Raw genomic sequence first — 12,829 nt, forward strand, 5'->3', positions numbered from 1 at the left:
GCGGGCCTCACAGGGGTCTGAGGCGTCGCGCGGCGAAGCCGGCGAGCGCCGCGGTCAGCACGGCCCAGAGCGCGAGCGCGACGAGATCGCCGCGCGCATGGGAGAGCGCGAAGGAAACGGCCGGCGCGGCGTAATCGAAGGAGGGAATGCGCTCCCACATATCGCGTGAAGCGACATAGGCGGCGTCGCCATAGCGCGCATTATGAATGAGGTCCTCGCTCGCCGCCGTCTGAATGCGGCGCCTGTGCGCCTCCGCCGCTGTGGCGAAATCATATTGATGCCAGGAATCCGTTCCCGAGAAGCTCGTCGAGAAGGGCTGCATGGCGAGCGCGGGGAAGAGGAAGCCCGGCGCCGCGCGCAGCCTGTCCTGCGCGTCGAAGTCGGCCTGCAGCGCGCCGAAATGCTTGTCGAAAATGACGAAGCCGTTCTCGTCGTCCTTGCGCAGCGCGAGGCCGCGGAAATTGACCGGCAGATCCTCTATGCGCGAGACGCCATATTGCGCCAGCACGCCGTCGCGAAAGGCGACGAAGGCCGGATGAGATTCGTCATGGCCGAAGGTCTTGTTCTTGTCCTCGGCGATGGCGTTGCGGAATTCGAGCGCGGTGGGCAGCGGCGCGACGCGCTTGGCGACATCGGTCATCACGCGCGGGGCGAGAAAACAATTGGCGAGCCAGAAAGCGAGCAGGAGCACCAGCGCCGTGCGCGTGGACTTCGAAAAAGCCGACACGCCGAGCGCGAGAAAGACGAAGCCAGCGAGATAGAGGCCGTAGCCGAAGGAGAGCGCGAGCAGCCGCTCGAGCTGATCGGCGACGGAGAAATCATGATCGGCGAGGAAGAGCGTCGCCAGCACGGCGATGGCGAAAGCCGGAACCAGCAGAACCGAAAGCGCGCCGAGCGCGGCGAGCGCCTTGCCGGCGAGAATATCGACGGGCGAGGCGCCGAGGCTCATCAGCTGGCGCAATGTGCCGCGCTCGCGCTCGCCGGCGAAACCGGCGAAGCCGAGCAGAACGGCGACGAGCGGCATGATCGTCTGCAGCACGAAAGCGAAGGAGAGGCCCCCGAGCCGCGCGCCGACGCCGGCGTCGCGCGCCGCGCGAAATTGCGCCTCGTTCTGCTTATGCGCCTCCAGCCAGACGGCCTCGCCGACATAGGCGTCGACGCCCGGATCGGCGAGCGCCAGCGGGCTCTGCGGCTTGAACGCGTATTGGCCGAAATGCGCGGCGGCGTGCGGGTTCTTCGCGCCTTGGCCAGTCCACAGCGCGCGATCGGTCGCGGCGGCGGCGGCGCGCTCGCGATCCAGCCGCATATGCTGCGCGGCGCCGAAAGCGAGCGCGCCGAGCATCAGCAGGAAGACGAGGCCGAACAGCCAGGCGAGCCGGCTGTCGCGGCGCAGCTCCGCCCATTCCTTGAGGGCCACGGCGCGGGCGACGCGCCAGCGGCCGGCGGGCGCCTGCGTCGCAGGCGCTTTCGCGACGACGATCTCGCTCATGCGGCCGCTCCTCTGAACTGCTCGAGATAGGCCCGCTCGAGGCCGAGATGATCGACGTCATCGGCGCCGAAGACGGAGACGAGCCGGCCCGCCTGCATCACGCCGATGCGCGTGCCGCATTGCTTGGCGAGGAAGAGGTCGTGCGTGACCATCAATATCGCCATGCCCTGCTTGCGCAGCTTCTCGACCAGAGCGGCGAATTCATTGGCGGCGAGCGGATCGAGGCCGGAGGTCGGCTCGTCGAGCAGCAGCGCCTGCGCGCGCCGCGCCAGAGCGACGGCGACGCCGACCTTCTGCCTCATGCCCTTGGAATAGCCCGAGACGCGCCGAAAGGCCGCCTCCTCCGCGAGCCCGGCCTCGCCGAGCAGGGCGAGCAATTCCGCCCGCGCGAGGCGCCGGCCGCCGGAAATCTCGGTGAAATATTCCAGATTCTCGAGCCCGCTGAGCGCGCCATAAAGCATCACCGTCTCAGGGATATAGGCGAGACGACGCCGCGCCTCGAGCGGCTCGCGCGCCGAGTCGACGCCGCCGACGAGCGCCTGGCCGGAAGTCGGCGCAATGAAATTGAGGAAGAGATTGACGGTCGTCGTCTTGCCGGCGCCATTGGGGCCGAGCAGACAGAACGCCTCGCCGCCGGGAATATGCAGATTCAGCCGGTCGAGGGCGGGGCGATCCGCCTTGCCCTCATATCTCTTGGTCAGCTCGCGCGCTTCCAACATGCGAAATCGCCTCCCGACGCCGAGGGCTGTTCTCGCAGCTTTCCGCGCGTGGCGTGGGAAGTCGTCTCGAAGCGCCCGTCCGACCCGGCATCACATCGGCGCGCGCTCGCACGATACGACAGCGCAGTCACGCCCGATCGGCTGTGCTGGCCTCTGTGCTGTCGTATGCAATTCGTACGAGTTTTTCATGCTCGCGCCTTCCGTGTCAATGCGCATCGAGCGGAATAGCGCGATCAGAAAGTGAGCCACCGCTCGAAATCATCCATGTCGATGCAGAGCATCCCAGCGCGCCCCAGCGCCTCACGCTCGAAGGACGAGAAAATCGGCGCATACACCGCTTTTTCGATTCTCCAATCGCGATAGGGCGCGCCGGTCTTCGTCGCCAGAAACCGCGCCACATGTTCCTCGAAAGTCGCGAGCGCTTGCGAGTCGTGCGCGGTGGCCGAACGCTTGCAGGAACCGAAACGGATGCGACGATTGGTTTCGTCCAGCGCGATCATATCGATTTCGATGTCGCTGCCGTCGGCCTTGTTCCAATAGCCCGCGACGAGTTCTGTCAGCGGAAAATCGCCGACGCCTTTGCGGGAACATTCCTCGGTGATCTGGCGCACGAGCTTTTCGAAAGCGTAGCCCTCGTGGGTTTGGAGGGACACATCGGCTTTGGCGACGGCCTCCTCGATCGGGCGAATTCGGGCGAGCCGCACATTGCGTTGAATTGCGGCGAGCCATGCGCTCAGAAAATTGTCTGTAATGACGTAGCGCGCATTTCGCTGCTTGTCCGACGAGAGGATCGGCTGGAGCTTTTCGACCATGCCGTATTTTTCGATGAGCACCTTCAAGTATCCGGCGAGCTGATTCTCCTGCGCGGGACCGGTGCGGTCATATTCCGCCCTCAGCTGGCCATGCGACAACGGCCCGAGGCGCGCCAGGAGAGTCAGGACGGTGTCGTATCGCCCGCGCAATTCTCGAAGAAACCAATTGTCGGCTTCATCCCTCAGCGGACTCGATCCCTCGAAAAACATGGTCCGAAGCGTCTCGGATCGATAGGAGGCTATCGGCTTCAGCACGCCTTGATCGAAACAGTCACGGTAGAACTTGGGAACTCCTTCGAAGATCGACCACAGAAACAGGCGATGACGAGGATCGACGATCCCATGAGCGCGAAACATCTCGTACAGGGTTTCGAAATCCCAATGGCCGATGTGCAAGCTGTCGGTGACACGGTTGAAAAGCGGGGAGGCGCGATCCTCGAGAATCGCCGTCATTTCTGTATGGATGGAGCCGAGCGTGAAGAGCCCTCCGCCAATGTCTGAACGCGAACGGGCGAAGTCGATTTCCGATTGCAAATATGACTGGAACTCGACCAGCGACGCCCGGTTGAAATATTGAAACTCGTCGAGCGCGATTATCCATCCCAACGCCCACGAGTCGCGCAACAATACGGCGATCGACTGAAAATCTTTGCAGACGCGCCGCGCATCGTCTCGAGGGGCTCCAACGTCTTCGATCGAATCCTCGAATGCTTGGATGACGCCGCGCGGGTCGCTATCGGGAACCTGCACATAGATGGCTTTGTCCGCGAGCCCCCGCCGTCGGATCGCCTCCTGAATCAGCGACGTCTTCCCGATCCGCCGCCGCCCGGAGATCGCGCAAAAGAAAAAGCGTCGGCGCGCCAAGATCTTATCGATCTCGGCGAGCTCGACGCGCCTTCCGTAGAATCCCCATTCCGCCATCGGCTCTCGCTAACATAAAAATTTTTATGTTAGCCAATATAGGGCCGATAGCGCCTATTTGACAATGCGTTATCGCGCGAGGCTCACTTTTTCCCCGCAGCCGCGACCACATCCTCGAGCGAGCGCAGGCCCGTGGTCGGAGCGTTGACCAACACGGCCATATTGCCGGGGGCGTGCTCGTTCTTCCACATTTTGGTGTGGGCGTGCGGGATCTTCGCCCAGGGGAAGACTTCCGACAGGCAGGGATCGACGCGGCGGTCCACGACGAAGCGATTGGCCGCGGCCGCCTGCTTCAGATGCGCGAAATGCGAACCCTGAATGCGCTTCTGACGCATCCACACATAGCGGGCGTCGAAGGTGAGGTTGAAGCCGGTCGTGCCGGCGCAGAACACCACCATGCCGCCGCGCTTCACCACCATGCAGGAGAGCGGGAAGGTCTGCTCGCCCGGATGCTCGAAGACGATGTCGACGTCTTTCTTGCCGGTGATGTCCCAGATCGCCTTGCCGAAATTGCGGGCCGCCTTGGACCAGTCGTTGAACTCCGGCGTGTTGACGGTCGGCAGCTGGCCCCAGCAGCCCTTGAAGTCCTTGCGGTTGATGACGCCCTTGGCGCCGAGCGAGAGCACATAGTCGCGCTTGCTCTCGTCCGAGATGACGCCGATGGCGTTGGCGCCGGCCGCCGCGCAGAGCTGCACGCCGAACACGCCGAGACCGCCCGAGGCGCCCCAGATGAGGACATTGTCGCTGGGCTTCAGCCGGTGCGGCTCATGGCCGAACAGCATGCGATAGGCGGTGGCCAGCGTCAGCGTGTAGGAGGCGGACTCTTCCCAAGTGAGGTGCTTGGGGCGCTCCATGAGCTGGCGGTCCTGCACGCGGCAGAACTGCGCGAAGGAGCCGTCCGGCGTCTCATAGCCCCAGATGCGCTGCGAGGCGGAGAACATCGGGTCGCCGCCGTTGCACTCCTCGTCGTCGCCATCGTCCTGGTTGCAGTGGACGACGACCTCGTCGCCGACCTTCCAGCGCTTCACCTTGGAGCCGACGGCCCAGACGATGCCGGCGGCGTCGGAGCCGGCGATATGATAGGGGAGCTTATGGACGTCGAGCACGGAGATCGGCTGGCCGAGAGCCGCCCAGACGCCATTGTAATTGACGCCCGCCGCCATCACCAGCACGAGCACGTCATGGCTGTCGAGCTCCCAGGTGGGAACCACCTCGAGCTGCATCGACTCCTCGGGCGGTCCGTGCCGCTCCTTGCGGACGACCCAGGCGTGCATCTTGGCGGGGACATGGCCGAGCGGCGGTATCTCGCCGATGTCGTAGAGGTCTTTCAGTGCGGTCAACGTCTGGCTCCTCGGGAACTCTCTTTCTTGGCCGGCGGCGGGCCGAGGCGGCCATTCATATACGGCCGGCTTTCGGCTGAACAGAGCGATATTGGGGAGGGGGCGGAGGCCGGGGAGCGTAGGCCGAGAGCCTCGAGAAGCCGAAACCATGTGGCGACGCCGACCTTGGTTTCCGAAAGACACTGCGCTAAATTGGTCATCTGGTTGGTCATGAGGCAAGAGATGAGCGCCGTCACCGTCGCGGAGGCCAAGGCCCATTTGAGCGAGATCGTCGCCCGCGCAGCGCAGGGCGAGACGGTTCAAGTCACCCGCCGCGGCAAGGCGATCGCCAAGATCGCGCCGCTCGACGAGCCGAAAAAGCGCGTCGACATCTCCCGCTTGCGGGCGCTCACCGACGCCATGCCGCCCGAGACGGAATCCGCCGGAGAATTCACGCGCCGGATGCGCGACGAGGACCGCTATTGACGCTCTATCTGGACACGTCACTGCTCGTCGCGGCGTTGACCAGAGAGGCGGAGACGGATCGCGTCCACTCCTGGCTCGGCGAGCAGACCGACGAGTTGGCGATCAGCGATTGGGTGGCGACGGAATTCTCTTCCGCTTTGTCGATCAAACTGCGGAACCGCCAGATCGGACTTCCGCAGCGGGCCGAGGCGTTGGCGGAGTTCGCACGGCTCGCGTCCGCAAGCTTCCTGCTTCTGCCGATCGCCCCGCTTCACTTCCGAACCGCCGCCCATTTCTGCGACCTGCACGCCCTCGGCCTGCGCGCCGGCGACGCGCTGCATCTCGCCCTCTGCGCATACCATGGCGCGAAGCTCTGCACGCTGGACCGCCGGCTCGCCGAGGCGGCTCCGGCGCTCGGCGTCGCCGTGCTGGCCCCGTGACCCTCACCCGAGCGCTTTTGCCTCGCCAGCGTCTTGTGTTATCGCAAGCTTCGGAGGGAGACCGAACACATGACCGAATCCGCTGCCCCGCGTCGCGACAAGCCCTGGCTGTTCCGCACCTATGCCGGCCATTCCACGGCCAAGGAGTCGAACCATCTCTATCGCTCCAACCTCGCCAAGGGCCAGACGGGTCTCTCCATCGCCTTCGATCTGCCGACTCAGACCGGCTATGACAGCGATCACATTCTCTCGCGCGGCGAGGTCGGCAAGGTCGGCGTGCCGGTGTCGCATCTCGGCGACATGCGCACCTTGTTCGACGGCATTCCGATCGCGGATATGAACACGTCGATGACGATCAACGCCACCGCCGTCTGGCTGTTCGCGCTCTATATCGCGGCGGCGGACGAGCAAGGGGCGCCGCGCGCAAAGCTGCAGGGAACGACGCAGAACGACATCATCAAGGAATATCTGTCGCGCGGCTCCTATGTGTTTCCGCCGGCGCAGTCGCTGCGGCTGACGCAGGATCTCATTCTCTTCACCACGAAGGAATGCCCGAAATTCAACCCGATGAATGTCTGCTCCTATCATCTGCAGGAGGCCGGCGCGACGCCGGCGCAGGAGCTGGCCTATGCGCTCGCCACCGCTTGCGCCATTCTCGACGGGGTGAAGGCCGCCGGCCTCTCGGAAAAGGATTTCGGCGAGGTGGTCGGCCGCATCTCCTTCTTCGTCAACGCCGGAATGCGCTTCGTCACCGAGCTGTGCAAGATGCGCGCTTTCGTCGAGCTGTGGGACGAGATCACGCGCGACCGCTATGGCGTGAAGGACGAGAAGTCGCGCCGCTTCCGCTACGGCGTGCAGGTGAATTCGCTCGGCCTCACCGAGCAGCAGCCGGAGAACAACGTCTATCGCATTCTCATCGAGGCGCTGGCGGTCGTGCTGTCGAAGAACGCCCGCGCCCGCGCCGTGCAGCTGCCGGCCTGGAACGAGGCGCTCGGCCTGCCGCGGCCCTTCGATCAGCAATGGTCGCTGCGCATGCAGCAGATCATGGCCTATGAGACCGATCTTCTCGAATATGGCGACATCTTCGACGGCAATCCGGCGATCGCCGAGAAGGTCGCGGCGCTGAAGGAAGAGGCCGTCGCCGAGTTGAGAAGAATAGACGAGCTGGGCGGCGCCGCGGCGGCGGTCGAGATCGGCTATATGAAATCCAAGCTCGTCGAGAGCAATACGGCGCGGCTCGAGGCGATCGAGGCCGGCGAGCAGATCGTCGTCGGCGTCAATAAATTCACCGAGGGCGAGCCCTCGCCGCTCACCGCGGGCGACAATCAGATCATGGTCGTGCCCGAGCATGTCGAGGCCGAGCAGATCGCCCGGCTGAACGCCTGGCGCGAGCAACGCGACGCCAAGGCCGCGCAGGCCGCCCTCGACGAGCTGGTCCGCGCGGCCAAGGAAGGCCGCAATATGGTCGAGCCCTCGATCGCCGCCGCCAAGGCCGGCGTCACGACGGGCGAATGGGGCTCGGTGCTGCGCGGCGTCTTCGGCGAATATCGCGCGCCGACCGGCGTCTCCGCCACGGCGCGGCAGGTCGGCGGCCAGCTCGACGCGGTGCGCGAGGAGGTGCAGCGCGTCTCCACCAAGATCGGCCAGCGCGCGAAATTCCTGGTCGGCAAGCCGGGCCTCGACGGCCATTCCAACGGCGCCGAGCAGATCGCCGTGCGCGCCCGCGACGCCGGCTTCGACGTGATCTATGCCGGCATTCGCTCGACCCCGGCCGAGCTGGTCGAGACGGCGCAAAAGGAAGGCGCGCATTGCGTCGGCCTTTCGATCCTCTCCGGCTCGCATGTGACGCTCGCCCATGAGGTGCTGCGGCTGATGAAGGAAAAGGGCCTCAGTGACGTGCCGCTCGTCGTCGGCGGCATCATTCCACCGGCCGATGAGAAGCTCTTGCGCGAGAATGGCGTGGCCGCCGTCTACACGCCGAAGAACTATGATCTCAATGCGATCATGACCGATCTCGCGCAGATCATCGAGAAGAGCGTGGAGGGGCGGGCTTAAAGCCCCATGGGCGCTAGGATAAGGGGCTGACGGGGTATTTGAACTGCAATTTTCGTTTTCTTCGGGGTTCTGCGAGGAGGTGGTGGAATCTCGGGGAAGCGTCGAGCGTGAGGCGACCGAGGATCGCGGCGCGCAATATCGCGATAACGAACTTTTGCGCGCGCCATATCGACGGCGCGTAATGCGCCGCGAGCAGGTCTTCCGGGGGAAGAGTCCAGGAGGTCCTGGCTGCATTCGTCGGTGAGGATGGCGAGGATCAGATGGGCGTATGTCCAGCTGCGCCCGCCCTTTTCGGCTCGGCCGGCCTCTTGAAGGCGAGCTCGATCTGCCATCGCAAGCGATACAAGGCGAGCACGTCGGCGCCCAAGCGGCGGTCTGCCGCAGCGACATGCCGCCGGGACCTCGCGCCAAAGCCAACGAAAGCGGAGAAAAAGGGACGTACGCGAGAAGAGGTGGATCAGATCATTGCCTGGCTGACCGGCTATGATCCGCGCGAGTTGCGCGCTCGGCTGGAGGAGCAGACGGATTTCGAAACGTTCTTTGCGCTGGCGCCGCGGCTCGATCCGTCGCGCGTCGCGATCACGGGCATGATCTGCGGCGTCCGACTGGAGGATATTAGAAGCGCAGACCATGCGCGAAATCAGATATTTGGACAAACTCATCGACGAGCTCGCGCGTGGCGGGCCGATGGCGAAAATACTTCGAGAGACTTGATCGCGAGCGAAGCCGAGAGGCGGAGCTTGACAGCGGATTTCCGGATCAGTTATATAACCTTTTAGTTACATACATGGTAGGTAATTAATGCCCGACCCTCTCAGCGCCACCTTCGCCGCTCTAGCGGACCCGACGAGACGCGCCATACTCGCGCGGCTCGCTCAGGGCGAAGCCTCCGTCGGCCAACTGGCGGCTCCTTTTTCCATCAGCCAGCCGGCGGTCTCGAAGCATCTGAAGGTGCTCGAGCAGGCCGGCCTCATCACCCGCGGCCGCGCCGCCCAATCGCGTCCCTGCAAGCTGGACGCGGCGCGGCTCCGCGACGTTTCCGATTGGCTCGAGACCTATCGGCGCTTCTGGGACGAGAGCTTCGACCGGCTCGACGCCTATCTCGCCGAATTGCAGAAGGGCGACCCCGATGCTCAAAAGAATTGACGACGCCATCCCGCCGCTGACGATCACGCGGCGCTTCTCCGCGCCGCCGGCGCTGCTCTTCGACGCTTGGCTCGATCCGAAGGCCGTTGGCGGCTGGCTGTTCCGTACGCCGAATGGCCAATCCGCGCATGTCGAGATCGACTCGCGCATCGGCGGCGGCTACGCCATCCACGAGCAGCGCGGCGAGAATCTCGCGACGCATTTCGGCGAATATATCGAGATCGAACGCCCGAGCCGTCTCGTCTTCACTCTCGGAATGCAACGCGAAGGCCCGTCCACGCGGATCGAGATCGACATTCGTCCCGACGGCGCCGGCAGCCTCTTGACGCTGACGCACCATATGACGGCGGAAGCGGCCGCCAAATCCTTCGCCATCCGTTCCGGCTGGACCGGAATTCTCGAGGGCCTCGCGCGCCAGGCCGGCGAGAGCGACACGCCGCATCGGCTCATTCTGCTGCGCACATTCGAGGCGCCACGCGCGCTCGTTTTCAAATGCTGGACGGAGCCGCAGCATATGATGCGCTGGCTCTGCCCCGCGACATTCACCGTGCTCTTCGCCGAGAATGATCTGCGCATCGGCGGCAAATGGCGCGCCGGGATGCGCTCGCCCGAGGGCGAGGAGTTCATTCATCATGGCGAATATCTCGAGATCGACGCGCCCGCGCGGCTCGTGATGACGCATGAATGGGAGCGCAATCATCTCGAGCCGAAAGCGCTGACGACGATCGAGTTGGAGCTCACGGAGCAGGGCGGGAAGACCGAGATGATCTTCGTGCAGCGCGGCCTCGCCACCGCCGAGTCCGCCGCCTCGCACGGCCATGGCTGGACCGGCGCATTCGATCAGCTCGGCGCCCTCGCGCGCGAGCTGGCGACAAGCGATCATTGAGGAGGCGTCATGTCCGACGATGCTCGCATTTCAGTCCCTTCGGACGTTCCGGAGATTTCCGGGACGCGTCTCTTCGAAGCGCCACGCCCGCTGGTTTTCGACGCTTTCGCCGCGCCGGATCGGCTGGCGCGATGGTTCGGGCCGAAGGGTTTTTCGCTCACGACGCAAGCTTTCGAATTCGCGCCGGGCGGCGTCTGGCGCTTCGTCATGCACGGCCCGGACGGGCGCGATTATGAGAATAAGATCGTCTTTTGCGAAATCCTGCGGCCGGAGCGCATCGCCTATTTTCATCCCGGCGATGACGAGAATGTCGAGCCCGTGCGGATGGAGACGATCATCGCCCTCTCTCAGGAAGGCGAGAAGACGCGCATCGATTGGCGTATGCGCTTTCCTTCCCTCGCCGAGCGCGATCGCGTCGTGCGCGACTATGGCGCCGCGACAGGCCTCGCCGAAAATCTCGGACGTCTCGGCGATTTCATCGAGGAATCGGCAGGTCCCGTCTTCGTCACGTCACGCCGCTTCGCCGCCTCACGCGAGCTCTTGTGGAAGGCGTTCGCGGAGCCGGAGCGCATGGCGCAATGGTTCGGGCCGAAGGGCGTTCCGGTCATCGCCTTGCAAATGGATTTTCGTCCCGGCGGCTCCTATCATTATGGGCTGCGGACGCAGGACGGCGGCGCCATATGGGGCCTCTTCGAATATCGCGAGATCGAAGCGCCGACGCGCATCGTGCTCGTCGACTCTTTTTCCGATGAAGACCGCGGACTCACGCGCCATCCGCTCAGCGAGACCTGGCCGCTGAAGGTGGAGACGACCTTTCTCCTCGCGGATACGGAAAGCGGCGGCTCCGAGTTGACGCTGCGCGCGCGGCCCTTCGAGGCTAGCGCGGAAGAGATCACGACCTTCGCCGCCACGCTCGACGCCCAGGGGAATGGCTGGGCCGGAACACTCGAGCAGCTCGACGCCTATCTCGCGCAGGACTGACCGAGCCCCGCCATTTTTCAAAAAAAGGAGCATCCAATGACGATCAAGCCTTATCTTTTCTTCTCGGGCCGCGCCGACGAAGCCATTACTTTCTACCGGCAAGCGCTCGGCGCCGAGGTGAATTTCCTGCTGCGCTTCGACGAGAGCCCCGAGCCGCCGCCGCCCGGCGCGCTCGCGCCCGATTGGGGCAAGAAGATCATGCATTCCTGCCTTCGGATCGGCGATTCGGAAATTTTCCTGTCGGATGGATGCGGAACGGGTCCTTCCGGCTTCAACGGATTCGGCGTCTCGCTCGAGGCGAAGAGCGTGGCGGAGGCCGAGCGCATGTTCGGCGCGCTCGCCGATGGCGGCGAAGCGCGAATGCCCTTGGGCGAGACGTTTTTCGCCGCCACCTTCGGCATGGCGGTCGATCGCTTCGGCGTGCTCTGGATGATCATCGTCCCGAAGTGAAAAAGGTGCGGGACGGTTGACGAAGCGCTTTGCGCGGACATGATCTCCTCCCACGAAACGAGCGCCCGTCCGCGACGCTCGCTGGGAGAAACATGATGTCGATTCAACCCTATCTGATCTTCGACGGCCGCGCCGAAGAAGCCGCCGCCTTTTATGAGAAGGCGCTCGGCGCGCAGATACAGATGCTGATGCGCTACAAGGACAGCCCTTTGCCCCAGCCGGAGGAAATGCTGCCGCCGGGCTGGAGCGCCAAGGTCATGCATATGGCGCTGAAGATCGGCGACACGATCGTCTTCGGCTCGGACGGCGACGGCGAGGAGACCGGCTTCAAGGGCTTCTCGCTGTCCTATAGCGCGAAGACGCAAGAGGAGGCCGAACGCGTCTTCGCAGCGCTCGCCGAGGGCGGCGAGACGAAGATGCGCTTGACCAGAACTTTCTTCTCACCCGCGTTCGGAATGCTCACCGACCGCTTCGGCGTGCCCTGGATGGTGGTGCTGCCGCAATGACGGCGCGCGGCGCTCTTTCGCTCGCGAGCGGGAGCGCCGCTCCGCTTTTTTTCGAGGTTCGACATGTTGGAAATCATCGGCGCCGGCGTCGCCGTCATCATCGCCGCAATTCTCGTCCTGGCCGCGCGCCAGCCGGACGTCTGCCATATCGCGCGCTCCATCTTCATCGCCGCGCCGCCGGAGCGAATATTTCCGCTGATCGACGATCCGCGCGCGAGCAATGAATGGAGTCCTTTCGTGAAGGATCCGAGTGTGAAGCTCTCCTACGCCGGGCCGGAACGCGGCGTCGGCGCGGCCTGCGATTTCGAAGGCAATGCGAAGGTCGGCGCGGGGCGAGTCGAGATCGTCGAGTCCGTCGCGCCGTCGAAAGTGGTCGTCACATTACGCCTGGATCGGCCGATGAAATGCAGCAATCGCGTCGAATTCACCATTGCGCCGCAGAATGGCGGCTCGCTCGTCACCTGGGACATGAAAGGGCGCCAGCCCTTCCTCGGCAAGCTGTTCAGCCTCGTCATGCGGCCGGAAAAAATGGTCGGCGGCGCTTTCGAGCAAGGTCTCGGCGATCTCGAGCGCCTCGTCGAGACGGCTCGCGACGAGGCGGCGCCGACAGCGTGATGATGCGATGTCGAGAGAGGAGCCT

General features: G+C 64.3%; 13 protein-coding genes and 1 pseudogene. 10 read left to right on the forward strand and 4 right to left on the reverse strand.

Translation table 11 applies throughout. The features are described from left to right. Window positions 1-7 precede the first annotated feature (7 nt). From FMZ75_RS08710 to ccrA, 4 genes are all read right to left on the reverse strand, one after another. The gene (locus tag FMZ75_RS08710) at window positions 8-1,489 is read right to left on the reverse strand and encodes a DUF3526 domain-containing protein (protein ID WP_166142243.1); all 1,482 of its coding nucleotides are present in this window, start codon (window positions 1,487-1,489) and stop codon (window positions 8-10) included. Then, complete coding sequence (locus FMZ75_RS08715; protein WP_142862617.1) at window positions 1,486-2,208, reverse strand: ABC transporter ATP-binding protein; 723 nt, start codon at window positions 2,206-2,208, stop codon at window positions 1,486-1,488. Before FMZ75_RS08715 ends, FMZ75_RS08710 begins: the two co-directional genes overlap by 4 nt. A 233-nt stretch (window positions 2,209-2,441) precedes the next feature. Continuing rightward, complete coding sequence (locus FMZ75_RS08720; protein ID WP_166142245.1) at window positions 2,442-3,941, reverse strand: ATP-binding protein; 1,500 nt, start codon at window positions 3,939-3,941, stop codon at window positions 2,442-2,444. Between the two features lie 83 nt (window positions 3,942-4,024). Then, window positions 4,025-5,281 (reverse strand): crotonyl-CoA carboxylase/reductase, encoded by a 1,257-nt coding sequence (gene ccrA / locus FMZ75_RS08725; RefSeq protein ID WP_142862616.1) that lies wholly within the window; start codon window positions 5,279-5,281, stop codon window positions 4,025-4,027. Between the two features lie 222 nt (window positions 5,282-5,503). Between ccrA and FMZ75_RS08730 the strand changes: the two genes are divergently transcribed. The 10 genes and pseudogenes from FMZ75_RS08730 (at window position 5,504) to FMZ75_RS08775 (ending at window position 12,804) form a co-directional block, all read left to right on the forward strand. Continuing rightward, entirely contained in the window at window positions 5,504-5,746 is a 243-nt protein-coding gene (locus tag FMZ75_RS08730) for a type II toxin-antitoxin system Phd/YefM family antitoxin (protein ID WP_142862615.1), read from the forward strand. Further along, window positions 5,743-6,165 carry a type II toxin-antitoxin system VapC family toxin gene (locus tag FMZ75_RS08735; RefSeq protein ID WP_166142247.1) on the forward strand — a complete coding sequence of 141 codons (423 nt, stop codon included), beginning with the start codon at window positions 5,743-5,745 and terminating at the stop codon, window positions 6,163-6,165. Before FMZ75_RS08730 ends, FMZ75_RS08735 begins: the two co-directional genes overlap by 4 nt. Window positions 6,166-6,234: 69 nt before the next feature. Continuing rightward, window positions 6,235-8,220 (forward strand): protein meaA, encoded by a 1,986-nt coding sequence (locus FMZ75_RS08740; RefSeq protein ID WP_166142249.1) that lies wholly within the window; start codon window positions 6,235-6,237, stop codon window positions 8,218-8,220. Window positions 8,221-8,639: 419 nt separating this feature from the next. Further along, window positions 8,640-8,934, forward strand: a pseudogene (locus FMZ75_RS21535) (DUF2200 domain-containing protein); the annotation flags it as partial. 87 nt (window positions 8,935-9,021) lie between these two features. Continuing rightward, window positions 9,022-9,366: a helix-turn-helix transcriptional regulator gene (locus tag FMZ75_RS08750; RefSeq protein ID WP_142862612.1), complete on the forward strand. Its 345-nt coding sequence runs from the start codon at window positions 9,022-9,024 to the stop codon at window positions 9,364-9,366. Continuing rightward, a complete protein-coding gene (locus tag FMZ75_RS08755; protein ID WP_142862611.1) occupies window positions 9,350-10,252 on the forward strand; it encodes an SRPBCC domain-containing protein in 903 nt (300 codons plus the stop codon). Before FMZ75_RS08750 ends, FMZ75_RS08755 begins: the two co-directional genes overlap by 17 nt. A gap of 9 nt (window positions 10,253-10,261) precedes the next feature. After that, on the forward strand, window positions 10,262-11,233 hold the full coding sequence (locus FMZ75_RS21540) for an SRPBCC family protein (protein ID WP_246659806.1): 972 nt from the start codon (window positions 10,262-10,264) through the stop codon (window positions 11,231-11,233). 36 nt (window positions 11,234-11,269) lie between these two features. Beyond that, window positions 11,270-11,683, forward strand: a complete 414-nt coding sequence (locus tag FMZ75_RS08765) for a VOC family protein (protein WP_142862610.1) — start codon at window positions 11,270-11,272, stop codon at window positions 11,681-11,683. Window positions 11,684-11,775: 92 nt separating this feature from the next. Then, complete coding sequence (locus FMZ75_RS08770) at window positions 11,776-12,189, forward strand: VOC family protein (RefSeq protein WP_370464692.1); 414 nt, start codon at window positions 11,776-11,778, stop codon at window positions 12,187-12,189. A gap of 63 nt (window positions 12,190-12,252) precedes the next feature. Further along, window positions 12,253-12,804: an SRPBCC family protein gene (locus FMZ75_RS08775; protein ID WP_108915764.1), complete on the forward strand. Its 552-nt coding sequence runs from the start codon at window positions 12,253-12,255 to the stop codon at window positions 12,802-12,804. Window positions 12,805-12,829: the final 25 nt, after the last annotated feature.

The organism is Methylosinus sp. RM1 (genome assembly GCF_011378635.1).
GTDB lineage: Bacteria > Pseudomonadota > Alphaproteobacteria > Rhizobiales > Beijerinckiaceae > Methylosinus > Methylosinus sporium.

Bases quoted from the DNA above. Each gene is read 5' to 3' on its own strand.
- FMZ75_RS08710 (WP_166142243.1), bottom strand. From the start codon at position 1,489: ATGAGCGAGATCGTCGTCGCGAAAGCGCCTGCGACGCAGGCGCCCGCC.
- FMZ75_RS08715 (WP_142862617.1), bottom strand. From the start codon at position 2,208: ATGTTGGAAGCGCGCGAGCTGACCAAGAGATATGAGGGCAAGGCGGAT.
- FMZ75_RS08720 (WP_166142245.1), bottom strand. From the start codon at position 3,941: ATGGCGGAATGGGGATTCTACGGAAGGCGCGTCGAGCTCGCCGAGATC.
- FMZ75_RS08730 (WP_142862615.1), top strand. From the start codon at position 5,504: ATGAGCGCCGTCACCGTCGCGGAGGCCAAGGCCCATTTGAGCGAGATC.
- FMZ75_RS08740 (WP_166142249.1), top strand. From the start codon at position 6,235: ATGACCGAATCCGCTGCCCCGCGTCGCGACAAGCCCTGGCTGTTCCGC.
- FMZ75_RS08750 (WP_142862612.1), top strand. From the start codon at position 9,022: ATGCCCGACCCTCTCAGCGCCACCTTCGCCGCTCTAGCGGACCCGACG.
- FMZ75_RS08755 (WP_142862611.1), top strand. From the start codon at position 9,350: ATGCTCAAAAGAATTGACGACGCCATCCCGCCGCTGACGATCACGCGG.
- FMZ75_RS21540 (WP_246659806.1), top strand. From the start codon at position 10,262: ATGTCCGACGATGCTCGCATTTCAGTCCCTTCGGACGTTCCGGAGATT.
- FMZ75_RS08765 (WP_142862610.1), top strand. From the start codon at position 11,270: ATGACGATCAAGCCTTATCTTTTCTTCTCGGGCCGCGCCGACGAAGCC.
- FMZ75_RS08770 (WP_370464692.1), top strand. From the start codon at position 11,776: ATGATGTCGATTCAACCCTATCTGATCTTCGACGGCCGCGCCGAAGAA.
- FMZ75_RS08775 (WP_108915764.1), top strand. From the start codon at position 12,253: ATGTTGGAAATCATCGGCGCCGGCGTCGCCGTCATCATCGCCGCAATT.